The sequence below is a fragment of the Bosea vaviloviae genome, from assembly GCF_001741865.1.
Lineage (GTDB): Bacteria > Pseudomonadota > Alphaproteobacteria > Rhizobiales > Beijerinckiaceae > Allobosea > Allobosea vaviloviae.
Genome location: NZ_CP017147.1, coordinates 182,116 through 208,985 on the forward strand (window position 1 = coordinate 182,116; position 26,870 = coordinate 208,985).

Annotated in this window: 21 protein-coding genes; 9 read left to right on the top strand and 12 right to left on the bottom strand. The window is 66.4% G+C overall.

Annotated features, from left to right (window positions below; genetic code table 11):
* Positions 1–15: 15 nt before the first annotated feature.
* The 4 genes from BHK69_RS00850 to argH all read right to left on the bottom strand — a co-directional run bounded on the left by BHK69_RS00850 (position 16) and on the right by argH (position 6,095).
* Positions 16–2,697 (bottom strand): TIGR02302 family protein, encoded by a 2,682-nt coding sequence (locus BHK69_RS00850; protein WP_069688460.1) that lies wholly within the window; start codon positions 2,695–2,697, stop codon positions 16–18.
* Positions 2,698–2,827: 130 nt separating this feature from the next.
* Positions 2,828–4,132: a diaminopimelate decarboxylase gene (gene lysA, locus BHK69_RS00855; RefSeq protein ID WP_069688461.1), complete on the bottom strand. Its 1,305-nt coding sequence runs from the start codon at positions 4,130–4,132 to the stop codon at positions 2,828–2,830.
* Between the two features lie 106 nt (positions 4,133–4,238).
* On the bottom strand, positions 4,239–4,484 hold the full coding sequence (gene lptM, locus BHK69_RS31805; RefSeq protein WP_158516133.1) for an LPS translocon maturation chaperone LptM: 246 nt from the start codon (positions 4,482–4,484) through the stop codon (positions 4,239–4,241).
* A 219-nt stretch (positions 4,485–4,703) separates the two neighbouring features.
* Positions 4,704–6,095 carry an argininosuccinate lyase gene (gene argH / locus BHK69_RS00860; RefSeq protein ID WP_069688462.1) on the bottom strand — a complete coding sequence of 464 codons (1,392 nt, stop codon included), beginning with the start codon at positions 6,093–6,095 and terminating at the stop codon, positions 4,704–4,706.
* A gap of 31 nt (positions 6,096–6,126) precedes the next feature.
* Here argH and tlpA point away from each other — a divergent pair, with 31 nt between their 5' ends.
* From tlpA to BHK69_RS00890, 6 genes are all read left to right on the top strand, one after another.
* Positions 6,127–6,756 (top strand): thiol:disulfide interchange protein TlpA, encoded by a 630-nt coding sequence (tlpA, locus tag BHK69_RS00865; protein WP_069693260.1) that lies wholly within the window; start codon positions 6,127–6,129, stop codon positions 6,754–6,756.
* Positions 6,757–7,060: 304 nt separating this feature from the next.
* A complete protein-coding gene (locus BHK69_RS00870; protein WP_069688463.1) occupies positions 7,061–8,062 on the top strand; it encodes a hypothetical protein in 1,002 nt (333 codons plus the stop codon).
* A 71-nt stretch (positions 8,063–8,133) separates the two neighbouring features.
* Complete coding sequence (locus BHK69_RS00875) at positions 8,134–9,864, top strand: carbamoyltransferase family protein (protein ID WP_069693261.1); 1,731 nt, start codon at positions 8,134–8,136, stop codon at positions 9,862–9,864.
* A gap of 73 nt (positions 9,865–9,937) precedes the next feature.
* Positions 9,938–10,186 (top strand): DUF1272 domain-containing protein, encoded by a 249-nt coding sequence (locus BHK69_RS00880; protein WP_069688464.1) that lies wholly within the window; start codon positions 9,938–9,940, stop codon positions 10,184–10,186.
* Positions 10,187–10,223: 37 nt separating this feature from the next.
* The gene (locus BHK69_RS00885; RefSeq protein ID WP_069688465.1) at positions 10,224–10,829 is read left to right on the top strand and encodes an ATPase; all 606 of its coding nucleotides are present in this window, start codon (positions 10,224–10,226) and stop codon (positions 10,827–10,829) included.
* Positions 10,826–11,467: a glutathione S-transferase family protein gene (locus tag BHK69_RS00890; RefSeq protein WP_069688466.1), complete on the top strand. Its 642-nt coding sequence runs from the start codon at positions 10,826–10,828 to the stop codon at positions 11,465–11,467. The genes BHK69_RS00885 and BHK69_RS00890 overlap by 4 nt, the downstream gene beginning before the upstream one ends.
* A gap of 79 nt (positions 11,468–11,546) precedes the next feature.
* Here BHK69_RS00890 and grxD read toward each other — a convergent pair whose 3' ends face one another.
* The 6 genes from grxD to BHK69_RS00920 all read right to left on the bottom strand — a co-directional run bounded on the left by grxD (position 11,547) and on the right by BHK69_RS00920 (position 16,740).
* Positions 11,547–11,882 carry a Grx4 family monothiol glutaredoxin gene (grxD, locus tag BHK69_RS00895; protein ID WP_069688467.1) on the bottom strand — a complete coding sequence of 112 codons (336 nt, stop codon included), beginning with the start codon at positions 11,880–11,882 and terminating at the stop codon, positions 11,547–11,549.
* A gap of 48 nt (positions 11,883–11,930) precedes the next feature.
* Positions 11,931–12,167, bottom strand: a complete 237-nt coding sequence (locus BHK69_RS00900; protein ID WP_069688468.1) for a BolA family protein — start codon at positions 12,165–12,167, stop codon at positions 11,931–11,933.
* 11 nt (positions 12,168–12,178) lie between these two features.
* Positions 12,179–14,386, bottom strand: a complete 2,208-nt coding sequence (gene purL / locus BHK69_RS00905) for a phosphoribosylformylglycinamidine synthase subunit PurL (protein ID WP_069693262.1) — start codon at positions 14,384–14,386, stop codon at positions 12,179–12,181.
* Between the two features lie 114 nt (positions 14,387–14,500).
* Complete coding sequence (locus tag BHK69_RS00910; protein ID WP_069688469.1) at positions 14,501–14,938, bottom strand: acyl-CoA thioesterase; 438 nt, start codon at positions 14,936–14,938, stop codon at positions 14,501–14,503.
* Entirely contained in the window at positions 14,935–15,816 is an 882-nt protein-coding gene (locus BHK69_RS00915) for a methyltransferase domain-containing protein (RefSeq protein WP_069688470.1), read from the bottom strand. The genes BHK69_RS00910 and BHK69_RS00915 overlap by 4 nt, the downstream gene beginning before the upstream one ends.
* A gap of 42 nt (positions 15,817–15,858) precedes the next feature.
* The gene (locus BHK69_RS00920; protein ID WP_069688471.1) at positions 15,859–16,740 is read right to left on the bottom strand and encodes a UTP--glucose-1-phosphate uridylyltransferase; all 882 of its coding nucleotides are present in this window, start codon (positions 16,738–16,740) and stop codon (positions 15,859–15,861) included.
* 180 nt (positions 16,741–16,920) lie between these two features.
* On the opposite strand from BHK69_RS00920, the gene galE reads away from it, so the two are divergent.
* The 3 genes from galE to BHK69_RS00935 all read left to right on the top strand — a co-directional run bounded on the left by galE (position 16,921) and on the right by BHK69_RS00935 (position 20,561).
* The gene (gene galE / locus BHK69_RS00925) at positions 16,921–17,910 is read left to right on the top strand and encodes a UDP-glucose 4-epimerase GalE (RefSeq protein ID WP_069688472.1); all 990 of its coding nucleotides are present in this window, start codon (positions 16,921–16,923) and stop codon (positions 17,908–17,910) included.
* Positions 17,911–18,054: 144 nt separating this feature from the next.
* Positions 18,055–19,287 carry a lytic murein transglycosylase gene (locus tag BHK69_RS00930; protein WP_069688473.1) on the top strand — a complete coding sequence of 411 codons (1,233 nt, stop codon included), beginning with the start codon at positions 18,055–18,057 and terminating at the stop codon, positions 19,285–19,287.
* A gap of 59 nt (positions 19,288–19,346) precedes the next feature.
* Positions 19,347–20,561: an SGNH/GDSL hydrolase family protein gene (locus tag BHK69_RS00935; RefSeq protein ID WP_069688474.1), complete on the top strand. Its 1,215-nt coding sequence runs from the start codon at positions 19,347–19,349 to the stop codon at positions 20,559–20,561.
* 158 nt (positions 20,562–20,719) lie between these two features.
* Here BHK69_RS00935 and BHK69_RS00940 read toward each other — a convergent pair whose 3' ends face one another.
* Together BHK69_RS00940 and gltB are read right to left on the bottom strand one after the other, a co-directional pair.
* Positions 20,720–22,141: a glutamate synthase subunit beta gene (locus tag BHK69_RS00940; protein ID WP_069688475.1), complete on the bottom strand. Its 1,422-nt coding sequence runs from the start codon at positions 22,139–22,141 to the stop codon at positions 20,720–20,722.
* Positions 22,142–22,145: 4 nt separating this feature from the next.
* Positions 22,146–26,846 (bottom strand): glutamate synthase large subunit, encoded by a 4,701-nt coding sequence (gene gltB, locus BHK69_RS00945; RefSeq protein ID WP_069688476.1) that lies wholly within the window; start codon positions 26,844–26,846, stop codon positions 22,146–22,148.
* Positions 26,847–26,870: the final 24 nt, after the last annotated feature.

Below are 26,870 nucleotides of genomic sequence, written 5' to 3' on the forward strand. Positions count from 1 at the left end.
CGATTCGGGAAGAGCTCAATTCCGCCTGAGCAGGCGCTCCAGATAGTCGAGCTCTTCGCTCGGCCGCGACGGGTCGCCGAGGCGCCGCCTCAACTCGTCCAGGATGCGGCGCGCGCGCTGCGTCGCGCTCTCATCGGCACCAGGTACGCGGACGCGGCCATCGGCCCAGTCGCGCTGGCGCTGCGGCCGGCCCAGAGGATCCTCGCGGCCGCGCTGCTGCGCCGAGGGACGCCCGGCCGGCCGGCCATCGGGCTCCCCGAAGGCGCCCTCGGTCCCGTCGCCTTCGCCGGGCTGGCCCTGCATCTGCTGGGCGAGGTTCTGGCCGCCCTTGCGCAGGGCTTCCAAGGCGCGCCCTTGCGAGTCGAGCGCCCCTTCGCCCTGGCCCTGGCCGAGCTGGCCCTCGGCCTCGCGCATCGCATCCTCCGCCTCGCCGAGTTCGCTCTGGCTGGGGGCGCCCATGCCTTGCATGCGCCGCTGCAAGTCCTGCAGACGCTCGCGCAGGGCCTGCTGGCGCTCGGACAGGCTCTGGCCTTGCCCCTGCCCCTGCTGGCCCTCGCCGTCCTGCCCCTCTTCGCCCTCGCCCTGCTCGCCGGGTTGTTGACCGGGCTGCTGGCCACGCTGCCCGCGCTGGCCCTGCTGCCCTTGCTGGCGTTGCCCCTGGCCGGGGCGCGCCTGCTGCTGGCCGGGGCGCTGCCCGCGCTGGGTCCGGTTCTGGCGCTGCTGCTCCTGCTGATAGGTCTCGTCGCGCAGTCCCTGCTGCTCGCGCGTCATCTTGTCGAGCTCGCCCAGCGCCTGGTTCATCTCGCGCTGGCGCTGGTCCTGCTGGCCGGGGCGCGCCATCTGGAGATTGTTAAGCATCTGGTTGAGCTCTTCCATCAGGCGCTGCGCCTCGGCCATGTCGCCGCGCTTCGAGAGCTCCTCGATGCGGTTGAGCATGTTCTGCAGGTCGCGCGGCGTCACCGAGCGGAAATTCTCCGGCAGCTGTGCCGATTTCTGATCGCCATTCTGCTGCTGGCGCTGCATCTGCTCGGCGAGCTGGCGCATGAAGCGGTCCATCGCCCTCCGCATCTCCTCGGTGAGCTTCTTGATCTCCTCCTCGGAGGCGCCGCGCTCCAGCGCCTGCTGGAGGTTTTCCTGCGCCGCCCGCAAGGCGCGCTCGGCGTCGGACAGGTCGCCATCCTCAAGCTGCAGCGCCATCGCCCACATCAGTTCGGCGACGTCGCGCAATTGGTCGTCGCTGGCCGAACGGCGCAGCCGCTCGGCGATCATCCGCATGCCGAGATAGACACCGGTCTCCTTCATGAACAGCTCGGGCTCGATCAACAGCGCGTCCATGGCGAGCTGGACCTTGCTCCGGGTCTCGATATCCATGACCAGCTTGCGGCGCTGTTCGACCAGGGACTTGGCCAGCGGCTTGGTGAAGGTGCGCTGCGGCAGCGTCACCTCGACCGGCTCGCTGCGGCCCTCCTGGCCGGCTTCGTCGCGCGCGACCAGCGTCATCTTGACCTTGGCGCCGGCCCAGGGATGAGCCGAGAAATCGACCGTGCTCTTCATCTCCTCCTCGCCGGTCGGCGAAGAGGGCGCGCTGAGCGACTGCTTGGGCGGCTCGACCAGCGAACGCCCGACCGAGGCTGGGCCTGGCCGCGAGACCAGAACCTCGACCGAGGCGACCCCGTAATCATCCTTGGCGCGATAGCTCAGCCCGAGACCGCCGCTCTGCGCGCCGGTGATCGGCTTGGGCGGCTCGATGAAGCTGATCTCCGGCGGCTGGTCGGGCACCGCATTGAGATGCAGCGTCGCATTGGGCGCGCCGCTGCCGGTGAGCCGCAATGTGCCGCTGCCGGCCAGCGCATAGCGCTTCTCCAGCACGGCGGGAGCGGTCCCCGCAGCCGGCTTCGCCTCCTTGGCCTCACTCGCCGGCAACGCGTCGAGCCGGCCCGTGGTCGCGACATCCATGCCCGACTTGCCGGCGATGCGCACGACGATGACGGATTTCTCGGGCGCGCTGAAATTGGGGCTCGCCAGCTTGGCGAAATCGATCAGGATCGGCGGCAGGCGCGTATAGGCCGGCGGATCGATCCAGGCGTCGATACGGGTGGCGGGCGCGGCTGAAGCCGGCCCTCGCCAGTCGAAGGCGGCGCTGAGGCGCGGCGCGGCCTCGTGGCCAGCGACGAAGAAGGCGGTGATCGCCGCAAGCAGCGGCACGGCGCGCAAGGCAAGCCGGTCGCGCCCAGCCATGAGCGGATGCGGGGCCGAGACCTTGAGCCCGGCGACCTGCCGGCTCTGGCGCTCGACATGCAGCTTCCACAACGCCTGCGAGACCGGATCGCCGGAGCCGACGGCGAGATTGTCCTCCAGCGAGGAGGCCGGACGATGGCCGCCCTCGAGCGAATGATCGAGCCGCGAAAGCCCGTCGCGCCGCGTCGGCAGCGGCGTCATCGCGACATGCCAGAGGCTCGCCGCCAGGCCCGCGAGGAACAGCACGACGCCGAGCGCACGACCCTGCCAGGGCAGCAGCGTCCACAAGCCGAACCAGGAGAGCGCCAGGAAGGCGAGGATGATGCCGGCCGACAGCCAGAGCCGCGGCCAAACCCGCTCCCAGCCGAGCGAAAGGCGTGAAGCGGTCGTGAGCCGGCCGAGCCGCTGCCGGATTCCCTCGATCGGATCGGACGCCTTGCGGCGTTCAGCCTCATTCATGCCGTCGCTCCGAGCTGCCTGCGCACCATCCTGAACCTTCGCCACTCAGCACACGCTAACACGTGAATGTGGCAAGGCCAGAGCGAAGGCGCTCCGCCCACAGGGGCCTCAGCGCATCGTGATCGAGAGCTCAGGCCAGCCAGGGCGGTGCACGATCCGTGCCGAGAAGCTCCTCATAGCTCTGGCGCGGCCGGGTCACGGCGAATTGCCCGCCCTTCACCAGCACTTCCGGGACGAGCAGGCGCTGGTTGTAGGTCGAGGCCATGCTGGCGCCATAGGCGCCCGCCGTCATGAAGGCGATCAGGTCGTCGGGCTTCTGCTCGGGCAGGACGCGCCCGGTCGTGAAGGTGTCGCCTGATTCGCAGACCGGCCCGACCACGTCATAGGCGATGCGGCTTGCATCCGCTGCAGGCTCGGAAACCGGCCAGATCTCGTGATAGGCCTCGTACATCGCCGGCCGCATCAGGTCGTTCATCGCAGCGTCGACCACCAGGAACTGCTTGGTCGGGCGCGGATTGAGATACAAAACCCGCGTCAGCAGGATGCCGGCATTGCCGACGATCAGGCGGCCGGGCTCGAAGCCGAGCTCGACATCGAGCCCCTTGGTGACCCGCCCGACCATGGCGGCATAGGCCTCGATCAGATCGGGCCCATAGTCGAAATCCCGATTGTTGAAGTCTTGCGGAATCTCATAGGGAATGCCGAGGCCGCCGCCGAGATCGAGCCGCTCGACGCGGTGGCCCTCCGCGCGCAGGGTCCCGACCAGCGTCGCCATCTTGACATAGGCCGCCTCGAACGAATCGGTCTCGCGGATCTGGCTGCCGATATGGAGCGCGAGCCCCATGATCCTGACGCCTTCCATGTTGGCGGCGCGAGCATAGAGCCTGCCGACCTCCTCGAAGGAGACGCCGAACTTGTTCTCGGACGAGCCCGTGGTGATCTTGGCATGGCCGCCGGCGCCGATATCGGGATTGACCCTAAACACCGCCTCCTGGCGCTTGCCGAGTGATGCCGCGACGCGCGAGAGCAGATCGAGCTCGCCCTCGGTCTCGATATTGACCTGGTAGATGCCGGCCCCGACAGCGAAGCGCAGCTCGCTCTCGCTCTTGCCGACGCCGGAGAAGACGATCTTCTCGGGCGGGAAGCCAGCGGCGAGCGCCTTGCGGACCTCGCCCTCGGACACCGTATCGACCCCGGCCCCGAGCGCGGCCAGCGTCTTCAGCACGCCGAGATTGCCGTTGGCCTTCAGCGCATAGAAGACATGGGCCGTCCCCGCCGGAGCGTTCGCCTTCACCGCCGCGGCGAACAGGCGGTAATGCCGCTCGATCGTGGCCGAGGAGTAGACATAGACCGGCGTGCCGACCTCGGCAGCGATCTGCCTGAGATCGACGTCCTCGGCGAAAAGCGAACCGTCGCGATAATTGAAATGGTGCATGGGACGCTCAGTGCCTGTTCAAGAATGCCGATGGCCCTCGCTAAAGAGCTATTCCGACCGGAACAGCGTCTCGAAGCGCGAGGGCTCCCGTTGCAAACGCTTTGCTCTAGAGAATCGGATCGAGCACGAAGCTCTTTTCCGGAATCGTGAAGTTCCGGTCCGCTTTCGGCGGCTTGCCGAAGGGCGCACCGCCGGCCTGGATCTCAGCTTGCTGCTGCTCCTCCCCGCCGATGTCGCGGTCGGGCAGGTCGAGTGCGCTGGTCGCCTTCGGCGGCGCCTCCAACGGCCCCCTGCGGCCGCAAGCTGTCAAAGCAAGTCCGAGCAGACCGGCCAGAACGATGGCGCGGCCCAATTTCAGGCTGGAATGCGGCACGAAAGGAAACCCTCGGACGAAGCGTGGCGGAGACTGTAGCGAATGGAGCAACCTGTTGCGAGCTTTTGAAGGCGCTGCAACCTCATTCTCGGGCGGAGTCCCCGGATCGGGCTTTTGGCCAGCCCAGGGTGAGGCTCCGCGCAGGCCCAAAAATCCCTGGCGGAGATGCCAGGGTCAGGCCCGAGCGTGACGGTTTCGTCAGCCGCGCTCTTTCGCAAGCCGCCTGAGCCATGACTTCGCCTGCCGGCGCACATTGACCGGAGCCGTGCCGCCATAGCTGACGCGGCTCTTCACCGATTGCGTCACGCCGAGCACGGCGAAGACAGCTTCCGTGATCTTGGGTTCAGCTTCCTGCATCTCGGCGAGTGTCAGCTTCTCCAGGCCGACGCCCTTGGCAGAGGCGATGCCCACGAGCCGGCCGGTGACGTGATGCGCGTCGCGGAACGGCATCTTGAGCACGCGCACCAGCCAGTCGGCGAGGTCGGTCGCGGTGGCATAGCCCAACCCCGCCGCCTTCTTCATCACCTTCAGGTCTGGTTCCATGTCGCGCACCATGCCGGCCATGGCGGCAAGGCAGAGCGAGAGCGTCTGGAGGGCGTCGAAGGTGCCTTCCTTGTCCTCCTGCATGTCCTTGGAATAGGTCAGCGGCAGGCCCTTCATCATCGTCAGCATGGCTTGCAGCGCACCGAAAACCCGGCCCGCCTTGCCGCGCACCAATTCGGCGGCATCGGGATTGCGCTTCTGCGGCATGATCGAGGAGCCGGTCGAGAACTTGTCGGAGAGCTTGACGAAGCCGAATTGCGGCGTCGCCCAGAGCACGATCTCCTCGGCCAGACGCGACAGATGCATCGCGCAGATCGAGGCTGTCGACAAAGTCTCGAGCACGAAATCGCGATCCGAAACCGAATCGAGCGAATTCGCCGTCGGGCGGTCGAAACCGAGCGCCTTGGCGGTCATATGGCGGTCGATCGGGAAGGAGGTGCCCGCAAGCGCCGCGGCCCCCAGCGGGCACTCGTTGAGGCGCTGACGCGCATCGCGGACGCGACCGCGATCGCGCGACATCATCTCGACATAGGCGAGCAGGTGATGGCCGAACGTGACCGGCTGCGCCGATTGCAGATGAGTAAAGCCCGGCATCACCGCGCCGGCATGGAGATCGGCCTTCTCGGCCAAGGCAAGCTGGAGATCGGCCATCTGCTCGTCGATGGCGTCGAGCGTATCGCGGACCCAGAGCCGCATATCGGTCGCGACCTGGTCATTGCGCGAGCGCGCCGTGTGCAGGCGGCCGGCGGCGGCGCCGATCCTGTCCTTCAGGCTCGACTCGACATTCATATGGACGTCTTCGAGCGCGCGCGAGAACGTGAAGCTCCCCGCCTCGATCTCCCCCTCGACGCTCTTGAGTCCGGCGCTGATGGCGGCCACATCGTCCCTGGTCAGGATGCCGGTCTCGCCCAGCATCGCCGCATGCGCGAGCGAGCCTCGGATATCCTGCCGCCACAGGCGCTTGTCGAAATCGATGGAGGCGTTGATCTCCTCCATGATGGCGTCGGGACCCGTGGCGAAACGCCCACCCCACATGCGATTGCTCACGGCGGTCTTTCCTGATTTCAAAGGACGTATGATGACGTCTGGAACGAAGATAGGTCTGGCCCTCGGGGTCGTGGCGGCGCTCGGCCTCGCAGGCATGGCGGCCTTCTACTCCGGCCAGGGCCGTGCCGGCAATTCCGCTTCTTGCGGCGCAGCAGCGGCGCGGGCTGCGAAGATGCAGCCCTTGGCGCAGGGCGAGGTCGCGGCCGTCGAGGTCCGGACGAGCCCGCAGCCGGCGCCCGATCTCGCCTTCGAAGGCCCCGACGGTCAGCCGACGACGCTGTCCGCCTTCAGGGGCAAGACCGTGCTCGTCAATCTCTGGGCGACCTGGTGCGCGCCCTGCCTCAAGGAGATGCCGGCGCTCGACGCCCTGCAGGGCGCATTTGGCGGGCCCGATTTCGCGGTGGTCGCGATCAACATCGACACGCGCAATCTCGACAAGCCGAAATCCTGGCTCGCCGAGAACAAGGTCACGCACCTGCCTTATTACGCCGACGCCCAGGCCAAGGTCTTCCAGGACCTGCGCGCCGCGCGGAAGATCGAAGGCATGCCGGTGAGCCTGCTGGTCGATCCCCAGGGCTGCGAACTCGGCATGATCCAGGGCCCGGCCGACTGGGCAAGTGCCGATGCCAAGGCGCTGATCGCCGCCGCAATGGGCCGCTGAAACAAGCGGCTCCGAACGGGTAGCATAGTCCGGTTCAGTCACCCGCAACCTGCAACGCCGGCAACCGCTTGCCTTGCTGTTCGGAGTGTGATCGGCCGATCATAATCCAATGCCAGTCATGGCTGCGTTGCAGCTGCAGGAGCGCTCGCGCTCACCGATGACAAGAGCAGGATGCGAAAAAGTGGGAACCGGTTTTTCGCAATTGATCCTGCTCTCGCTCTTTGGATGAGAGCCGGATGATTTCAGCCGGGATCACTTGATGATCCCGGCTGAAATCATCCGGCTCTAGCGGAGGAAAGAATTGATGAATTCCAACAAAATCTGTTTCAACCGGGGCGCCTCGCATCTCGTTACCGCGCTGCTCACCGCATTTGCTGTCAGCTTCGGCGCCTGCCCGAACGCCGTCGCTCAGGATCGACAGGCCATCGTCGGCACCAGCGTATCGCTGGTCGCACCAAAGGGCTTCACGCCGGCGACCGGCTTCGCAGGCCTGGCGAACCAGGCCACGCAGGCGAGCGTCCTGATCATGGAGATGCCCGCCATCGCCCATCCCCAGCTCGTTCCGCTGTTCTCCGACATGGCGACGGCCAAGACCAACTTCGCCAAGCAGAACATCGCCATCGACCGCATCGACGAAGTAGCGCCCACCGGTGGCGACAACGCGCCGGTGATCAGCGGAACGCAGACCGCGGGCGGCGCTCGCCTCGACAAATGGATCGGCCTGTTCAAGGGGGAGAAGACCGTGATGGTCACGGTCCAGGCTCCGCAGGCCGCGAAGCTCGGGCATGCCACGGTGCTGGCCCTGATGGCGTCGGTCTCGCTCGGCAAGGAGCCGACGCTGGCGGAAAGGCTCGCCGCGCTCCCCTTCACCCTTACACCGGCCGAACCGTTCCGGATCATCGATACGATCGCCGGCTCCGGCGTGCTGATGACGGCAGGCGAACTCGATACCGATCCCGCCGGCAAGCAGCCGCTGCTGATCGTCGCCTACCAGCTCTCCGCCCCAACGGCAGCGAGCACGCTCGAAGCGACGGCGGAAGCCACGCTGAGACAGACGCGCGATTACCGGACGGCCAAGATCACGGCCCGCGAGCGCACCCGCTTCGCCGGCACCGACGGGGTGTTGCTGTCGGGCACATTCGACCATGCCAATGGGATCGCCAAGCGGTTCGTGCAGTATATGGCGTTCGACCCCAAGGGCCGGTTCGTCCGCATGATCGCCTCGGCCGACGACGCCAGCTTCGAAAAGCTGCAGCCGACGATCGCGGCGATTGCCGGCAGCGTGGCCTTCGCGGCCGGAAAATAGGCCGATAGCGGGAGCGTCGACCGCTTGCGTCGATTGCCTCCCGCTTGCAGCTGCGCCATACGCTGCCGGCCATGACCTACACCATCGGCCTCGCCACCACCTTCCACGACCCCGCCCTCGCCATCATCGGCCCCAATGGCGAGGTCATCTTCGCCGAGGCGACCGAGCGCTACCTGCAATATAAGCGCGCGCCCAATTGCGAGCCGGATCCGGTGCAGCGCATGGAAGGGCTGCTCAAGCGCTACATCCCCGGGGACGCCGAGGTCCAGATCGCCACGAGCTGGAGCGAGGATTTCACCGGCTTCCTCGACCAGATGAGCCGCGCCGGCTCCTTCTCGCTCGACGCCGTGCTCAAGCTCTCGCCCGAACTGAACCGTTCGCTGGTGCCCGAGCGCACCGAGCGCGCGCTGATCGCCTCGCTGCATCTGGGCCAGCAGCGCGCGGGCCTCGGCACACTGCTCGGGCTCGACCGCGCTTTCGGCAAGGCCAATGTCACCGGCCTGACGCGCTACGACCACCATCTCAGCCACGCCGCCTATGCCTGCTGGTCCTCGCCCTTCACCGACGCCGCCTGCCTGATCGTCGACGGCATGGGCGAGACCGGGGCCTCGGCAATCTTCGCACTCGCGGACGGCAAGATCACCGAAGTGAAGCGCCATCGCGGGCGTGAGTCGATTGGCTTCTATTTCGGCCTCGTCACCGACCTTGCCGGCTTCGACCAAGCCAAGGGCGAGGAATGGAAGATCATGGGGCTCGCGCCCTATGGCAAGACCGACGCCGCGCTGATGGCACTGCTGCGCCGGCTCTACCGGATCGATGGCTACAAGCTCTCCTTCGCGGATGCCGCAACCATGCGCGAGGTCAGCGCCGAGATTCTGGCGCTGCGCCCGACCGATGCGCTCGATCAGGGCTGGGCCGACCTCGCTCGCTGCGGCCAGGACGTCTTCGCCGAGATGATGGAGGCCCTCCTCTCGGAAACCGCCGCTTTGGTGCCGGCCGAGAATCTCGTGCTCGCCGGCGGCTGCGCGCTGAACTCCTCCTTCAACGGCAAGATCGTCGGTCGTCATGGTTTCGCCCGCGTCCACGTCCCCTCCGCTCCTGCCGATGACGGCAATGCGATCGGCGCCGCCTGGCTCGCTCATGCGCAGGCCAATCCGGACTGGCGCGCGCCCGCAGGTCCGCAATCGCCCTATCTCGGCTCGACCGTCTCGACCGAGCCGCTGGAGCGCATGGCGGCCTGGGAGCCGCGCTTGCGCAAGCTCGCGCCCGAAGAGGTCGCCCCCGTCACCGCGCAACTCTTGGCCGAGGGCAAGCTGATCGGCTGGGTCCAGGGCAAGGCCGAGTTCGGCCCGCGCTCGCTCGGCAACCGCTCGATCCTGGCCGATCCGCGCCCTGCCAACGCCAAGGATCTGCTCAACGCCAAGGTGAAGTATCGCGAGGCGTTCCGCCCCTTCGCGCCCTCGATCCTGGCCGAGCACGGGCCGGACTGGTTCGAGAACTACCAGGACGCGCCCTATATGGAGCGCACTTTGGTCTGGAAACAGGCCATGCGCGAGCGCGTGCCGGCCGTGGTCCATGAGGATGCGACCGGCCGGCTCCAGAGCGTCACGGCGGAGCGCAATCCGCGCTACCACGCGCTGATCCAGGCTTTCCATGCGCTGACCGGCGTGCCGGTGGTGCTGAACACCTCCTTCAACATCATGGGCAAGCCGATCCTGCACACGGCGGAGGACGCGATCCTGATGTTCTATACGAGCGGCCTCGACGCGCTGGTGGTGGAGGACTGGCTGCTGGTGAAGTGATCCAACTCATCAGCAAGAAGCGTTGGCAGACAGCTGCGGCTGGCCGCATTCTCCGCGCGAGGAGGAGATAGCCATGCTGCAACTGCGCCCGAACTGCGAATGCTGCGACCGCGACCTGGCCCCCGGCTCGCGCGACGCGATGATCTGCACCTTCGAATGCACCTTCTGCGCGGATTGCGCCGATACGCGCTTCCAGGGCGCCTGCCCGAATTGCGGCGGCGAACTGGTGCGCCGGCCGGTCAGGCCAGCAAGCAAGCTGGAGACATATCCGGCCTCGCAGGAGCGGGTGAGGAAGCCGCATCCGGAATGCGCGGCGGCGTGATGTGGCGGCGGAAAGCTCCGCATGCGGGCCAAGCTGGATGAACAGCACACAGCCGCAATTCTGGATCGTCGCCGGCCCTGATGGCGTCGGCAAGACGACCTATGCGTTCCGGCACATCAAGGCCGTTTCCGGCAGCACCCGTTTCGTCAACCTCGACGAGATCGCGCGAGGGCTTTCGCCGCTTGATCCGGCAGCGGAGCAGCAACGTGCCGCACGTGTCGCCCTGGAGATGACCCGCTCGCTGATCGCGGAGCAGCAGCCGTTTTCGATCGAGACGACGCTATCCAAAAAAGCGCATCTGCGTACCATCACCACAGCCCGCGAAGCAGGCTTCGATGTGAATTTGCTGTTCTTTCTGGTCGCTTCGCCGGAGATATCCTTGTCGCGGATCGCGCGGCGGGTCAGTGAAGGCGGACATGACGTGATGGAGGTCGACGTCCGTCGGCGCTTCGATCGCGCGATCGCCAATCTTCCTGTCTATATCGATCAGGTCGATCGATGGCGGGTCTTCGACAACGCGACGCTGAAGCCGAAAGTCGTGGCCGAAGGCCGGCGTGGCTGCATTGCGTTGATCGAAAAGACGCCGACCTTGCCGGCGGCCCTATGGACGGCGCTCGAGACGCTGCCGCCTTGCGCCGAATGACGTCCGCACCCGTCCTCTATGGCGCGCCCTATAGTGTCTATGTCCGGGCCGTCCGGTTGGCGCTGGAAGAAAAAGGCGTCCCCTATCGGCTGGAGCCGATCGATGTCTTTGCCGAAACCGGGCCGCCGGCTGCCTTGCTCGAAAGGCAGCCTTTCGGCCGCATACCCGCCTTCGAGCATGACGGCTTCAAGCTGTACGAGGCGGGAGCGATCGAGCGCTATGTCGATGAGGCGTTCCCGGGACCGGCCCTGCAGCCGTCCGCTCCACGCGAGCGGGCCAGGGTCAATCAGCTGATCAGCATCCTCGACTCATACGCTTACCGCACTTTGGTCTGGGATATCTATGTCGAGCGCGTTTCCAATCCCAGGAAGGGCCGTCTGCCTGACGAGGCCCGCATCCAGGCCGCATTGCCGAAAGCGCAGCTCTGCCTGCGCGCGATCGGCGAGCTGATGGATGGCGGCCCCTGCCTCGCTGGCGCCGCGCTCACATTGGCCGATCTGCATGCCGCGCCGATGTTCGCTTATTTCACGCTGGCGCCGGAAGCAGGCCAGCTGCTCGACGACGAACCCGCGATCAAGGCCTGGTGGGCGGGGATGAGCCAGAGGCCCGCCATGCATGCAACTGCCCCACCAGCCTGAATGGCTCTGCGGCTTGGAGAGCACCAGTAGCCCACCTCGCGCTCGCGAGAGGCGGGCCTGGGTGAGCGAGAACGAGCCCTCAGCTCGCCTGCTTGACCGTGATGCCCTTCTCCTCGAAGAGCGCCTGGAGCTCGCCGGCCTGGAACATCTCGCGGGTGATGTCGCAACCACCGATGAACTCGCCCTTGACGTAGAGCTGCGGGATCGTCGGCCAGTTCGAATAGGCCTTGATGCCCTCGCGGATTTCCTGATCCTCGAGCACGTTGACGCCCTTATAGGGCACACCGAGATAGCCGAGGATCTGCGCGACCTGGCCGGAAAAGCCGCACATCGGGAATTGCGGCGTGCCTTTCATGAAGACCACGACATCGCTGGACTTCACTTCGGCATCGATGCGGGCGTTGACGTCGCTCATGATCTGATCTCCTGCGGCGGGTTCAAGGCCCGCTGGAATGGTCTTGCTCTAATTCTGGGGAACCGAAGTCGTCAGCGCAAGGGCGTGCAGCACGCCGCCCATGTTTCCCTTGAGCGCGGCATAGACCATCTGGTGCTGCTGCACCCGGCTCTTCCCGGCAAAGGCTGACGAGGTCACGGTCGCGGCGTAATGGTCGCCGTCACCCGCGAGATCCTTGATCTCGACGGTGGCGTCGGGCAACGCCGCCTTGATCATCGCCTCGATATCGCGCGCATCCATCGCCATCGTGGCTCTCCTCAGGCGGCCTTGCCGGCCATATAGGCGGGCAGCCAGGTTTCATGCGCGGACTTCAGGGCCGCAATCGTGATCGCCGCCTCGCCGGAAAGGGCAAGCGCATCCCCGCCGGTCCGGCCGAGCGCGAGCGCGGCAACGCCGGCCGCCTCGAGCTCAGTGAGCACCCCGGCCGCCGAAGCCTCCGGCACCGTGACAAGATAGCGCGCCTGATCCTCGCCGAAGAGCACGGCATGGGCAGGACCAGCCGGCAGGGCGTCGATCGTCGCCCCGAGCCCGCCCGCCATCGCCATCTCGGCCAGCGCGACAGCAAGGCCACCATCCGACAGGTCATGGCAGGCGCTGACGCGTTGGGCGGTGATCAGCGCCCGCACGGCGTCGCCATTCCTGCGCTCGATCGCGAGATCGACGGGCGGCGGCGCGCCCTCTTCCCGGCCGCAGATTGTGGCGAGATAGGCCGACTGGCCGAGCCAGCCCGCGGTCTCGCCGACCAGGATGATGGTCTCGCCCGCGGCCTTGAAGGCGACGGTCGCATGCTTGGTCACATCCGCCAGCACGCCGACGCCGCCAATGGTCGGGGTCGGCAGGATCGAGACGCCATTGGTCTCGTTGTAGAGCGAGACATTGCCGGAGACGACCGGGAAATCGAGCGCCTTGCAGGCCGCCCCGATGCCCTTGATGCAGCCGACGAGCTGGCCCATCACCTCCGGGCGCTCGGGATTGCCGAAATTCAGGTTGTCGGTGATGGCGAGCGGCGTCGCGCCCACGGCGGTCAGGTTGCGCCAGGCTTCTGCCACCGCCTGCTTGCCGCCCTCGAACGGATCGGCCTCGCAATAGCGCGGCGTCACATCGGCCGTCATGGCCAGGCCCTTGGGCCCGTCCTCGATGCGGATCAGGCCGGAATCGCCGCCGGGCGTGATCACCGAATTGCCCAGGATCAGCGTGTCGTACTGTTCGGTGATCCAGCGCTTGGAGCTGAGATCGGGCGAGCCGACGAGCTTGAGCAGCGCATCGGCATGCGACAGCGGCGGCTGCACCGAGGCGGCCTCAATCACCGGCAGCTTGGGCGTCTCGATCCAGGGCCGGTCATATTCGGGAGCCTCGTCGCCGAGCTCCTTGATCGGCAGGTCGACCATGACCTCGCCCTGATGCTTCACGACGAAGCGCAGATTATCCGTGGTGTAGCCGACGACGGCGAAGTCGAGGCCCCATTTCTTGAAGATGGCCTCGGCCGGCTCCTCATGGCCGGGCTTGATTACCATGAGCATGCGCTCCTGGCTCTCCGAGAGCATCATCTCATAGGCGCTCATGCCGTCCTCGCGGCACGGCACGGCGTCGAGGTTCAGCTCCACGCCGAGATCGCCCTTGGCGCCCATCTCGACGGCCGAGCAGGTCAGGCCGGCCGCGCCCATGTCCTGGATCGCGTCGACATGGCCGGCCGCCATGATCTCGAGGCAGGCCTCGAGCAGGAGCTTCTCGGCGAAGGGATCGCCGACCTGCACGGTCGGGCGGCGCTCCTCGCCGCCCTCACCGAAGACAGCCGAGGCCATGGTCGCGCCATGGATGCCGTCACGGCCGGTCTTGGAGCCGAGATAGACGATGGCTTTCCCGACGCCCGAGGCCTTGGCGTAGAAGATCTCGTCGGCGCGGGCGATGCCGACCGCCATGGCGTTGACCAGGATGTTGCCGTCATAGCGGCTGTGGAAGCCGGTCGCGCCGCCGACATTGGGCACGCCGAAGGAGTTGCCGTAGCCGCCGATGCCGGCGACGACGCCGGAGACCAGATGGCGCGTGCGCGGATGATCGGGAGAACCGAAGCGTAGCGCGTCGAGCACCGCGATCGGCCGCGCACCCATGGTGAAGACGTCGCGCAGGATGCCGCCGACGCCGGTGGTCGCACCTTGATAGGGTTCGATGAAGGAGGGGTGGTTGTGGCTCTCCATCTTGAAGACGATGGCGAGGCCGTCGCCGATATCAATGACGCCGGCATTCTCGCCTGGCCCCTGGATAACCCAGGGCGCCTTGGTCGGCAGCGTCTTCAGATGCAGCTTCGAGGATTTGTAGGAGCAATGCTCGTTCCACATCGCCGAGACGATGCCGAGCTCGGTAATCGACGGCTCGCGGCCGATCAGATGCAGGAAGCGCTGATATTCGTCGGGCTTCAGGCCATGTTCGGCCACGAGCTGCGGGGTGATCTTGATCTCGTTGGGAATCACGGCGCGACGGTTCCTGATCGTCCGGCATGAAGAAGGGCCGGCCCTCAATGGGCGGGGCATAGCGCGCCTGCGGGCGCGAGACAACGCATTCCCGACCTGCAATGGCGCTGTTCAGGCGGAAAGTGCCTCCAGCGCCGCGCGCAAGGGGCCCGGAATCGGCACCGGCTTCTGCGTCAGCCGCTCGACATAGGCATGGGTGAAGCGGCCCTGAGCCGCCGCTGCCTGCCCGCCCTGGCGGAAAATCCCGAGCCTATAGGTCACCGAACTGGTTCCCAGCCGCGCCACGGCAAGCCCGATCTCGACGGTTTCGGGAAAAGCGACGCTCTCGAAATAAGTGCAGCTCGTCTCGACCACGAGGCCGACAACCGGACTCGTCGCCGGGTCGAGAAAACCCTGCTCGACCAGCCAGGCGTTCACGCCCGTATCGAACCAGCCATAATAGACGACATTGTTGACGTGGCCGAACACGTCATTGTCGTGCCAGCGCGTCGGGATCGCTCGGAACAGCTTGAAGTCGTCGCGGGAGAGGCGGGGCTCGCGGGCGCTCATAGGGGAGCCTTGTCGCCTGCCCCGATCTCGGGCACGCCCAGCGCATCCGCCAATCGCGCCTTGGCCGAGCCCGGGCGCAGCGGCTTCTGCTGGCTTTCATGCGGGGCCCAGCCGGAGAGCCAGACCATCTCGAAGGTCGCGCGCAAGCGCCCATCGGCATCAGCGAAGCGCTCCGCATAGAGCAAAGCCGCCCGCGCCAGAGTTTCACGCCGCAACCAGGTTCGGCTGCGCTGCGTCAGCGCATTGGCCCAGCCCATGGCGCGCAGATCGCCGAGCAGGCCGAAGATGTCGCGGTAGCGCACCGTAACGAGTTCGCTGTCGACGACGGGCAGCGCGAAACCGGCGCGCTGCAGCAGGCTGCCCATGTCGCGCAGATCGGCGAAGGGGGCGACGCGCGGGCTCACCCCGCCCGAGGTCTCCGCCTCCGCCTCCAGCAGCACCTGCCGCAATTCCTGCAGCGTGCGTCCGCCGAGCAGGCAGCCAATGAACAGCCCGTCCGGCCGCAAGGCCCGCCGGATCTGGATCAGCGCGCCGGGCAGGTCGTTGACGCCGTGCAGCGCCAGAAGCGAGGCGGCAAGGTCGAGCGAGCCGGCCGCGAAGGGCAGGCGCTCGAGATCGCCGACAATGTCGGCATCCGCATCCGCCACCTCGGCCATGCGCAGCAGCGCCTCCGCCTTGGCCCGGAGCATCGGTGCCGCAACCGGCAAGGGCGTGCCGAGATCAGCCGCCAGAGTAAAGCGCCGCAGCACCGCGTCGAGCCGCTCAGCCAGATCCCCGGCCGCCCGCACGAGCAGGAAGTCCGGATAGCCGGCCGCAAGCGCCCGCGCCAGCCGGCGCCGGCCAAGATCGCGATCGAAGACGGGCGGGTTCTCGCTCAATCGCACGGCTCCTCGCGCACGGCTCCTCGCCAGTGCGCCCCATCAACGCTCCAGCAGCCGCTCGATCTCAGCCCGCAGCTGCGGGCCGAGATCGCCGCGGTCGAGCGCATAGGCGATGTTGGCGGTCAGGAAGCCGATCTTCGAGCCGGTATCGTAGATATCGCCGTCGAAGCGCACGGAATAGAACGGCTCTAGCCGCGACAGCGCGATCATCGAATCGGTGAGCTGGATCTCGCCGCCGGCGCCCGGCTCCTGATTGGCCAGCAGGTTGAAGATCGTCGGCTGCAGGATGTAGCGGCCGGTGATGTGCAGGTTCGAGGGCGCCGTGCCCTTGGCCGGCTTCTCGACCATCTTCGTCACCCTGGACACCTTGGCGTTGCGATCCTCGACGCCGACAATGCCGTATTGATGGGTCTGGTCCTCAGGTACGGGCGCCACCGCGACGTGGTTACCACCATGCTTCTCATAGGCATCCATCATCTCGGCGAGGCAGCCCTTGCCATGGCTGTGATGCAGCATGTCGGGCAGGAGCAGCGCGAAAGGCTCATCGTCGCCGATGATGTCACGCGCGCACCAGACGGCGTGACCCAGGCCGAGCGGAGCCTGCTGGCGGGTGAAGCTGGTCGCACCGGCGGCCGGCAGATCGGCCAGGAGCCCTTCCAGCTCCTTGAGCTTGTTGCGCTTGCGCAAGGTGTCGTCGAGCTCGTAGGCAAGGTCGAAATGATCCTCGATCACGCCCTTGTTGCGACCGGTGATGAAGACGAAATGCTCGATGCCGGCGGCCCTCGCCTCGTCCACGACATGCTGCACGACCGGACGGTCGACGACGGTCAGCATCTCCTTGGGGATCGCCTTGGTGGCGGGCAGGAAGCGTGTGCCGAGCCCGGCGACGGGAAGAACGGCCTTGCGAATGCGTTTCGTCATGAAGAATCCATTTCGCGCGCTTAGCCGTGCGATGACGGCGGCGGGTGGGGTGGAGGTGGCGACTTGGCTCACATGTTCACTGAGCCCGCCGATGATGGCAAATAGCAGGACGACCTTGATGGCTCGTCAACATCTTTTGCTTAGATGAGTCGAAACGATTGTGACGGATGAGGATGTGTAATGGCGATTCTGGTTTCGGGCGGCGCCGGCTATATCGGCAGCCATATGGTTCTGGAATTGCTCGATCGTGGTGAGCAGGTCGTCGTACTTGACGATCTCTCGACCGGTTTCTGGTGGGCGGTGCCGAAGGAAGCCACCCTCGTCCAGGGCGATATGGGCGACCAGCCCTTCGTCGAGCGCGTCATCGCCGAGCACGGTATCACCGAAATCGCGCATTTCGCCGCCAAGATCGTGGTGCCCGATTCCGTCTCCGACCCGCTCGGCTACTATCTCAACAACACAGTGAAGACGCGCGCGCTTCTGGAAAGCGCGGTCCGCGGCGGCGTAAAGCATGTCATCTTCTCCTCTACGGCGGCCGTCTATGGCGAGCCGCCGGTCAGCCCCGTGCCTGAGGAGATCGCGCTCAATCCGATCAACCCCTATGGCCGCTCCAAGCTGATGAGCGAATGGATGCTGAGCGACGTGGCGCGCGCTTTTCCCCTGACCTATGTCGCGCTGCGCTATTTCAACGTCTCCGGCGCCGACCCCAAGGGCCGCTCGGGCCAGTCGACCCCCAACGCGACTCATCTGATCAAGGTCGCCTGCCAGGCGGCGCTCGGCCAGCGCGCCGGGCTCGAGGTCTTCGGCACCGATTATCCGACGCCCGACGGCACCTGCGTGCGCGACTACATCCATGTCACCGACCTGGCGCGGGCGCATCTCTCCGCCCTCGACCATCTGCGTGCAGGTGGCGCGAACCTCACCCTGAACTGCGGCTATGGGCGCGGCTATTCGGTCAAGCAGGTGGTGGATGTGGTGAAGCAGGTCTCCGGCGTCGATTTCCCGGTCAAGCTCTCCGGCCGCCGCGCCGGCGATCCCGCCTCGCTCGTCGCCAAGGCCGATCGCATCCGCTCCGAGCTCGGCTGGCAGCCCGAGCATGACGATCTCGAGCAGATCGTGCGCCAGGCCCTGGCCTGGGAAGACCAGCTGAAAACGCGCAACGCGAAATAAGCCCGCGGCCAAATAAGCTTGCGGCCAAGCAAAACTACCTGCGAAACCGGCGCGCGATTGCGCGCCGTTTACCCTTGGTTAATCTTGTTCGGGCGCTGTGGGGAAAGGTCTCTTTCCCACTAGCTTGCCCGAGCGAGGTTCGTCATGCGCCTGTCCGTGATCGCCGCCGCGGCCATCATCAGCCTCGCCCCCGCGCTTGCGCAGACCACCGGCTCGATCAACCTCTCGGCGGCGCGCGCCAAGGACGCCAAGCCGGCGCCGGCCAATGCCTCTTTTGACGCCTTCCTGAAGGGACTCTGGCCGCAGGCCCAGGCGCGCGGCATCTCGCGCGCGACCTTCGACCTCGGCTTTCGCGGCGTGACGCCTGATGCCTCGATCGTGGCGCTGACCAAGAAGCAATCCGAGTTCACCGCGCCGATCTGGGGCTATCTCAACAGCGCGCTCGGCGGCACGCGCATCCCGCGTGGGCGCGACGCGGCAAATGAGAATGCCGGCGTCCTGGCGCAGGTCGAGGCGCGCTACGGCGTGCCCAAGGAGGTCGTGCTCGGAATCTGGGGCATGGAGACCAATTACGGCTCGTTCAAGGGCGACAAGGACACGATCCGCAGCCTCGCGACCCTGGCGCAGATCCGCTATCGCGGCGACTTCTTCCGCGACGAATTGCTGACTGCGCTGGAGCTGATCGAGAAGGGCCATGTCGAGCGCGCCGAACTGCGCGGCTCCTGGGCCGGCGCGATGGGCCACACCCAGTTCATGCCGTCGAGCTACATGAAATACGCCGTCGACTGGACCGGAGACGGCCATGCCGACATCTGGACCTCGACCAGCGACGCGCTCGCCTCCACCGCCAATTACCTCAAGGGCTATGGCTGGGTGCCGGGCCTGCCCTGGGGCCTCGAGGTCACATTGCCCGAGCGGTTCGATTATCGCATCAACAAGGCGAGCTTCTCTTCCTTCGCCGCCGCCGGCGTGCGCCGGGCGGATGGGCGGCCGCTGCCCGCCTCCGGCGAAGCGCGGTTGTTCTTCCCCGCCGGCCATCGCGGACCGGTCATGCTGCTGACCGAGAATTTCGACGTCATCAAGAAGTACAATTCCTCCGACGCCTATGCGCTTGCCGTCGGCCATCTCGGCGACCGCATCATGGGCCGGCCGGCGATCCAGGCCGACTGGCCGGTCCAGGCGCCGCGCCTCGACAAGACGGGGCTGCAGGAGGTGCAGCGCCGGCTCAAGGCGGTCGGCCTCTACAATCACGACGCCGACGGGCGCATCGGAACCGGCACGCGCGAGGCCGTGCGGCAATACCAGCTCAAGACCGGCGAGATCGCCGACGGCTATCCGACACCGGCCCTGCTGGCCAAGATGCGCGACGCCCGCTGACGCTGTCCCGATCCTGGGCTATGATGGCTGCGAAGCCACGGCGCAGGATCGAAAGACTCATGCGTTTGCGTTCCCTCGTCACAGTGCTGGGTGCGGCCTGCCTGCTGTTCATGACCGGCGGGCCATCCTCGCTCGCCCAAGGCGCGCCCCCGCCGCAGCAGCGCGGTTTCTTCTCCTTCTTCTGGCAGCAGCCGCCACCACCTCCCGCCGTCGTGCCGAGGCGTCCGCGCTTCGTGCCGCCGCCGGTCGTGAAACGACGTGCGCCGCCGGTCATCGTCAGGGACGACCCCGTCATTCCGAAGGTCGATGTCGCCCATCATGTCGTGGTGATCGGCGACTCGCTCGCCGTGCTCCTTGCCGGCGGGCTCGACGATGCCTTGAACGACAGGCCCGACGTGGTGGTGGTCAACAAGGCCAAGCCCGATTCCGGCCTGGTCAGGAGCGATTTCTACGACTGGCCCAAGGCCGCCAACGATCTGCTGGCGAGTGACTCGAAAATCAGCCTCGGCGTGATGCTGCTCGGCCTCAACGACCGGCAGGCGATCCGCGAGGGCGAGACGGTGCACGAGCCGCTCAGCCCACGCTGGAGCGAACTCTACAAGGCCCGCATCGACGCGGTCGCCAACGCCTTCGCGGCGAGGCGGGTTCCGCTGATCTGGGTCGGCGCACCACCCGTCCAGAACCCCCGCCTCTCCGCCGATTTCGTCTCCTTCAACGAGCTCTACCGCCAGCAGGCCGAGAAGGCCGGCGGGCAATATGTCGATCTCTGGGGCGCCTTCGTCGACGCCGAGAACCGCTACACGGCGATGGGGCCGGATGTGTCGGGCCAGGCCATGCGGCTGCGGCTCGGCGACGGCATCCATTTCACCACGCCAGGAGCCCGCAAGGCCGCGCATTTCGTCGATGTGCTGATCCGCCGGCAGATCGAAAGCCAGCCGCAGCCGGGCCTCAGCGCCGTGCCGGCAGCGCCGGGAACCGGTGCTCCGACCAATCCCGAGCTCCAGCCCGGCGGCATCGAGCGCCTGATCGACGCCATGGTCGGCAACCTGCCCGCCGCGCCGGGGCTGCCGACCGCCTTGCAGGTCAAGCCGCTGGCCGGGCCGATCCAGCCCCTGACCGGGCAAGCGAGCGTCGGAGAACAGGCGCTGCTGGCCTCGATCCCGGATGCCCGCGGACGCGGCGAGGCTGCAGCCCAGCTCGACCGCATCTTCGGTGAAGGCATCGCGCCCGAGCCGAAGCCCGGGCGTCTCGACGATTACAAATGGCCCCGCTGAATCCGGGCCGACTCCTGGGAGCTTGTCGCGAAACTCGCTCCGGCGAGTCGGCTGGCGTGGCTTTCGAGAACCGGAGCGCAGCGGACTTCATGTCCGTGAGCACCGGAAGCGCAGAAAGCCGCGTCAAACGGCCGCCGGAGTAGAGTTACGCGGCAGGCTCACCGCGGCAGGATCGTCTCGCCCATCAGATGCTTGTCGATCGCATGGGCCATCTGGCGGCCTTCGCGGATGGCCCAGACCACCAGCGACTGGCCGCGCCGCATGTCGCCCGCGGTGAAGACCTTCTCGACCGAGGTCTTGTAGGCGAGCGTATTGGCCTCGACATTGCCGCGCTTGTCGAGCGTGACGCCGAGCTTCGCCAGCAGCCCCTCATGGACCGGCGAGACAAAGCCCATGGCGAGCAGCACGAGATCGGCCTTGAGATCGAACTCGGTGCCCTCGATCGGCTTGAACTGGCCGTCGACCCTGGCGCAGCGCAGCTTGCGGACCTGGCCGTTCTCGCCGATGAACTTGATCGTGCCGATGGCGAAGTCGCGCTCGGCGCCTTCTTCATGGCTCGACGAGGTGCGCAGCTTGAGCGGCCAGTTCGGCCAGGTCAGCGCCTTGTTCTCCTTGACGGGAGGTTCCGGCATGATCTCGATCTGCGTCACCGAGAGCGCGCCCTGGCGCACCGAGGTGCCGATGCAGTCGGAGCCGGTATCGCCGCCGCCGATGACGACGACATGCTTGCCCGAGGCCAGGATCGGCTTGGCGTTGCCGGTCGCGGGCTCGGCCCCGACGCGGCGGTTCTGCTGCGGCAGGAAGTCCATCGCGAACTGGACGCCGTCGAGCTCGCGGCCCTCGATGGCTAAGTCGCGCGGCTTCTCGGCGCCGCCGGTCAGGCCGACGGCGTCATATTGCGCGAGCAGCTCGGCGGGGTCGATATCGACGCCGACATTGACGCCGTAATGGAAAATGACGCCCTCGGCCTCCATCTGGCGGACGCGGCGCTCGACATGGGACTTCTCCATCTTGAAGTCCGGGATGCCGTAGCGCAGCAGCCCGCCGGCCCTGGCCTGACGTTCATAGAGATGCACCTCGTGGCCGACGCGCGCGAGCTGCTGCGCGGCAGCGAGGCCCGCCGGGCCGGAGCCGATCAGCGCGACCTTCTTGCCGGTCTTGACCTTGGCCGGCTCGGGCGTGATCCAGCCCTCCTGCCAGCCCTTGTCGACGATGGCGCATTCGATCGACTTGATGGTGACCGGCGTGTCCTCGAGGTTCAGCGTGCAGGATGCCTCGCAGGGCGCCGGGCAGACGCGACCGGTGAACTCCGGGAAGTTGTTGGTCGAGTGCAGATTGGTCAGCGCCTCGCGCCACTTGTCGTTGTAGACGAGGTCGTTCCAGTCCGGGATCTGGTTGTTGACCGGGCAGCCATTGTGACAATAGGGGATGCCGCAATTCATGCAGCGTGCCGCCTGGTCACGCGTCGCCTCGACCCCGAGCGGGATCACGAATTCCTTGTAATTCCGGATCCGGTCCGAGGCCGGAAGATACTTCCGGTCGCGGCGGTCGATCTCGAGAAAGCCGGTTACCTTGCCCATCGTCTTACTCCGCCGCGACCGACATGCTGGCCTGCGCCTGCTCGATTTCCTGTAGCGCACGCCGGTACTCGACCGGCATCACCTTGACGAATTTGGGCAGGTACTCCACCCAGTTGTCGAGAATGTCCTTGGCGCGAAGCGAGCCGGTATAGCGCAGGTGATCGCTGATCAGCTGATGCAGGCGCTCGGCATCGTAGCCGGACATATTGGCCATCACGTCGATGCGGCCCTTGAATTCGAGGTCGCCGCCATGGTGGTGGATGCGCTGCATCAGCTCCTCCTCCTCGATGACCGGTTCGAGGTCGACCATGGAGAGGTTGCAGCGCTTGGCGAAGCTCTTGTCCTCGTCGAGCACATAAGCGACACCGCCCGACATGCCGGCGGCGAAGTTTCTGCCGGTCTGGCCGAGCACGACGACGACGCCGCCGGTCATGTATTCGCAGCCATGGTCGCCCGTGCCCTCGACCACCGCGATCGCGCCGGAATTGCGCACCGCGAAGCGCTCGCCGGCGACGCCGCGGAAATAGCACTCGCCCGAGATCGCCCCGTAGAGCACGGTGTTGCCGACGATGATCGACTGCTCGGCCAGCGGCCGGGCATCGGGCGAGGGCTTGATGACCAGCTTGCCGCCCGAGAGGCCCTTGCCGACATAGTCGTTGGCCTGGCCGGTGAGATCGAGCGTGACGCCGTTGACGACCCAGGCACCGAAGCTCTGGCCGGCGGTGCCGGTGAGCTTCACCGTGATCGTGTCCTCGGCCAGGCCGGCATAGCCGTAGCGCTTGGCGACCTGGCCTGAGAGCATCGCGCCGGTCGAGCGGTCGACATTGCGGATCGGGCTTTCGATCACGACCTTGTCGCCCTTTTCGAGTGCGCCCTGCGACTGCGCGATCAGCATGCGGTCGAGCACCGTGTCGATCGGGTGCTGCTGCAATTCGACATGGCGGATCGCAACCTCGGGGCCGACATCGGGCTTATGGAAGATGCGGGAGAAATCGAGCCCCTTGGCCTTCCAGTGTTCGATCGCCTGCTTCTTGTCGAGCCAGTCGGAGCGGCCGACGAGGTCGTCGAAATTGGCGACGCCCAGGCTCGCCATGATCTCGCGTACGTCCTCGGCGAGGAAGAAGAAGAAGTTGATGACGTGCTCGGGCGCGCCCTTGAAGCGCTTGCGCAGGACGGGATCCTGCGTCGCGACGCCGACCGGGCAGGTATTGAGATGGCATTTGCGCATCATGATGCAGCCGGCCGCGATCAGCGGCGCGGTCGCGAAGCCGAATTCGTCGGCCCCGAGCAATGCGCCGATGATGATATCCCGGCCCGTGCGCAGGCCACCATCGACCTGCAGCGCGATGCGGCCGCGCAGCTTGTTCATCACCAGGATCTGGTGGGTCTCGGCGAGGCCGATCTCCCAGGGCGAGCCGGCATGCTTGATCGAGGTCAGCGGGGACGCACCCGTACCGCCCTCATAGCCCGAGATGGTGATGTGGTCGGCCCGCGCCTTGGCGACGCCGGCCGCAACCGTGCCGACCCCGAGCTCGGAGACGAGCTTGACCGAGACGTCGGCAGCCGGGTTGACGTTCTTCAGATCGAAGATGAGCTGGGCGATGTCCTCGATCGAATAGATGTCGTGATGCGGCGGCGGCGAGATCAGGCCGACGCCAGGGGTGGAATGACGCACCTTGGCGATGCGGGCATCGACCTTGTGACCGGGAAGCTGACCGCCCTCGCCCGGCTTGGCGCCCTGCGAGATCTTGATCTGCATCATCGCCGAATTGACGAGATACTCCGTCGTCACGCCGAAGCGGCCCGACGCCACCTGCTTGATCGCCGAGCGCATCGAGCGCCCGTCGGCCATCGGCGCGAAGCGCTCCGGCTCCTCGCCGCCCTCGCCGGTGTTCGACTTGCCGCCGATCGTGTTCATCGCGATGGCGAGCGTCGAATGCGCCTCATGGCTGATCGAGCCGAAGGACATCGCCCCGGTCGAGAAGCGCTTGACGATGGAGGCGGCCGACTCGACCTGCTCGATCGGGATCGGCTTGCGCTGGAGCGCATACGCGTCCTTGATCTCAAACAGGCCGCGAATGGTCGAGAAGCGCGAGCTCTGGTCGTTCACCAGCTCGGCATAGGCCTTGTACTTGTCCTGGGCATTGCCGCGCACCGCGTGCTGGAGCAGCGCAATGTTCTCCGGCGTCCAGGCATGGTCCTCGCCGCGCAGGCGGTAGGCGTATTCGCCGCCGATATCGAGGGAGTCGCGATAGATCGGCGAATCGCCGAAAGCGTCGCGGTGGCGGCGCACGGTCTCTTCCGCGATCTCGGGCAGGCCGACGCCCTCGATCGAGGAGATCGTGCCGGTGAAATACTTCTCGATCGTCTCGGTCTTGAGCCCGACAGCGTCGAAGATCTGCGCACCGCAATAGGACTGGTAGGTCGAGATGCCCATCTTGGACATGACCTTGAGCATGCCCTTGCCGACCGACTTGATGAAGCGCTTCACCACCTCGTAGCGGTCGACTTCCTTCGGGAATTCGCCGGCCTCGAACAGGGCCTCCAGCGTCTCGAAGGCGAGATAGGGGTTGATCGCCTCGGCGCCGAAGCCGGCGAGGCAGGCGAAGTGATGGATCTCGCGCGGCTCGCCTGATTCCAGCACGAGACCGACCGAGGTGCGCTGACCCTTGCGGATCAGGTGGTGGTGCACGGCCGCCGTCGCCAGCAGCGCCGGGATCGGGATGCGGTCCGGGCCGACCTGCCGGTCGGACAGGATGATGATGTTGTAGCCGCCGTTGACGGCAGCCTCGGCGCGCTCGCAGAGCCGCTCGATCGCATGCTCCATGCCGGCCGCGCCATCGCGGGCGGGGTAGGTGATGTCGATCGTCTTGGTGTCGAACCGGTCCTCGTAATGGCCGATGCAGCGGATCTTCTCGAGATCGTCATTGGTCAGGATCGGCTGGCGCACTTCGAGCCGCTTGCGCCGCGAGGTGCCCTCCAGGTCGAGGATGTTGGGACGCGGCCCGATGAAGGAGAGGAGGCTCATCACGAGCTCCTCGCGGATCGGGTCGATCGGCGGGTTCGTGACCTGCGCGAAGTTCTGCTTGAAATAGGTGTAGAGCAGCTTCGACTTCGACGAGAGCGCCGAGATCGGCGTGTCCGTGCCCATCGAGCCGACAGCTTCCTGGCCGGTCACGGCCATCGGCGCCATCAGGATCTTGGTGTCTTCCTGAGTGTAGCCGAAAGCCTGCTGGCGATCGAGCAGCGGCACATCGGTGCGCTGCGCCCGTGCCTCGACCGGGGGCAGTTCCTCCAGCACGATCTGGGTGCGCTTCAGCCAGTCCCTGTAGGGGTTGGCGAGGCACAGGCTCGTCTTGATCTCGTCGTCGCCGATGATGCGGCCCTGTTCGAGATCGATCAGCAGCATCTTGCCCGGCTGCAGGCGCCACTTCTGGACGATGCGCTCCTCGGGGATCGGCAGCACGCCGAACTCGGAGGCCAGCACCACGAGCCCGTCATCGGTGACGAGATAGCGCGCGGGACGCAGGCCGTTGCGGTCGAGCGTCGCCCCGATCTGGCGGCCATCGGTGAAGGCGATCGCGGCCGGCCCATCCCAGGGCTCCATCAGCGCGGCATGATATTCGTAGAAGGCGCGCCGCTCCTCATCCATCAGCGGATTGCCGGCCCAGGCTTCGGGCACCAGCATCATCATGGCGTGAGCGAGCGAATAGCCGCCCTGGACCAGGAATTCGAGAGCGTTGTCGAAGCAGGCGGTGTCGGACTGGCCCTCATAGGAGATCGGCCAGAGCTTCGAGATATCGGGGCCGAACAGTTCGGAATCGACCGAGGCCTGGCGCGCCGCCATCCAGTTGACGTTGCCGCGCAGCGTGTTGATCTCGCCGTTATGCGCCACCATCCGGTAGGGGTGGGCGAGCCGCCAGGACGGGAAGGTGTTGGTGGCGAAGCGCTGATGGACCAGCGCGAGCGCGCTGACGAAGCGCGTATCGGTCAGATCCTTGAAATAGGAGCCGAGCTGGGTCACCAGCACCATGCCCTTGTAGACGATGGTGCGGGCCGACATCGAGACCGGGTAATAGGTCGCGGTGGCGCGATCCTGGCGCTTATAGACCTTGTTGGAGACCGACTTTCTGAGGACATAGACCTTGCGCTCGAAATCGTCCTCGTCGGCGATCTCGGCGGGACGGCCGACGAAGAGTTGGCGATGGACCGGCTCGCTCTCCTTCACGGCCTCGCCGAGATCCGACGAGTCGACCGGCACGTCGCGCCAGCCCAGGAAGATCAGCCCCTCCTCGGTGACGGCCTGCACCACGATCTCCTCGCAGACGGCGCGATCCTCAGCTTCCTGGGGCATGAAGAACTGGCCGATGGCGTAGTGACCGGCCGCCGGCAATTCGATGCCGAGCTTGGCGCACTCCTCCATGAAGAAGCCATGCGGGATCTGGACGAGGATGCCGCAGCCGTCGCCGAGCTTGGGGTCCGCCCCGACGGCGCCGCGGTGGTCGAGATTATGCAGGATCTGCAGGCCCTGCTGGACGATCGCATGGGTCTTACGGTTCTTCATGTCGGCGATGAAGCCGACACCGCAGGAATCCTTCTCATAGGACGGGTCGTAGAGCCCCTGGCGCTCGGGCATTGCAGGATCACGCACTGCCGGGAAAGCCGCAGCTGCCGCCGCCACGCTCGACTTGCTGGTTTCGCTCATCGTCAAACCCCGCTTCACGCTGCC